Source organism: Gammaproteobacteria bacterium (assembly GCA_003696665.1).
Taxonomy (GTDB): Bacteria; Pseudomonadota; Gammaproteobacteria; order Enterobacterales.
In genome coordinates this window covers 1-1000 of record RFGJ01000434.1, presented here as the reverse complement: position 1 = coordinate 1000, position 1000 = coordinate 1, and the positions used below count along the sequence as shown (strand labels likewise).

The following is a 1000-nucleotide window of genomic DNA, read 5'->3' as shown; positions in this document are numbered from 1 at the left end:
CTGCTGCGATTCGATGCAGGTTTATCAAGGACTGGACATCGGCACCGCCAAACCCGATGCGGACGAACGCCGACAGACCCCGCATTTCCTGCTGGACTGTGTCCGGCTTCCGGACACCTGCTCGGCCGCCCGCTGGGCGCGGCTGGCGCGGGATGTGATTCGCGCCGAGAACCGGGCCGGTCGCACGCCGCTGATCGTGGGCGGCACGGGGCTGTATCTGCGCGCGCTCATCGAAGGGCTGGCCGAAATCCCGCCGGAGGATGCCGCCGTGCGTGAGCGACTGGCGCGCGAGGCGCGCGAAGCCGGAACGCCGGCGCTGCACGCGAGGCTGGCCGAACTCGATCCGGAAACAGCGACGCGGCTGGCGCGGGGCGACACCCAACGCATCCTGCGCGCGCTCGGCGTCTGCGAAACGACCGGCCGACCGTTTAGCGAATGGCTGCGCCAGTCCCGCGCGAGCATGCAGCCCGTGCATTGCCCCGTGTTCGTGCTCGACCCGCCGCGCGATGTGCTGCGCGAGCGCATTTCCCGGCGTTTCCACGCAATGATGGCGGCCGGATGGCTGGACGAAGTCCGCTGGCTGGCCTCGCTGGGCCTGCCCGAAGCGCATCCGGCGATGCGCGCGGTGGGCTACCGCCAGCTGCTCGCGCATCTGCACGGCGAATGCAGCCTGGAAGAGGCTGTGAGCCGCGGCATCACCGCCACCCGCCGCTACGCCAAGCGCCAGCGCACCTGGTTTCTGCACCAGACGCCGGATGCCGTCCGGGGCGAGGCGGAAACCCTGGCCCTGCGCATCCGGCGGGCGCTCGCCGGCGAGGCGCCGGCATGAGCGGCGCCTGGCAGGCAAACGAAGCCCGCGATGCGGCCGTGGTCGTGCATCCGGAGCTGATCGCCGCGCGCAAGGGGCCGGCGGCCTGGGATGCGCGGGCCGAGGAGTTCCTGCGGCTGGTGGATGCCGGCGGATGCGATGTGGCCGCCGCCATCCGCCTGCCCGTGCGCG

The 1000-nt window shown here is 72.0% G+C and carries 2 protein-coding genes; both read left to right on the top strand.

Features of this window, described 5'->3' with window-relative positions; all coding sequences use genetic code 11:
* On the top strand, positions 1-829 hold an 829-nt coding region (miaA, locus tag D6694_10920), incomplete at its 5' end, for a tRNA (adenosine(37)-N6)-dimethylallyltransferase MiaA (protein ID RMH39701.1).
* A partial coding sequence (locus tag D6694_10915; GenBank protein ID RMH39700.1) for a GTPase HflX occupies positions 826-1000 on the top strand: 175 nt, incomplete at its 3' end. The genes miaA and D6694_10915, both read left to right, overlap by 4 nt.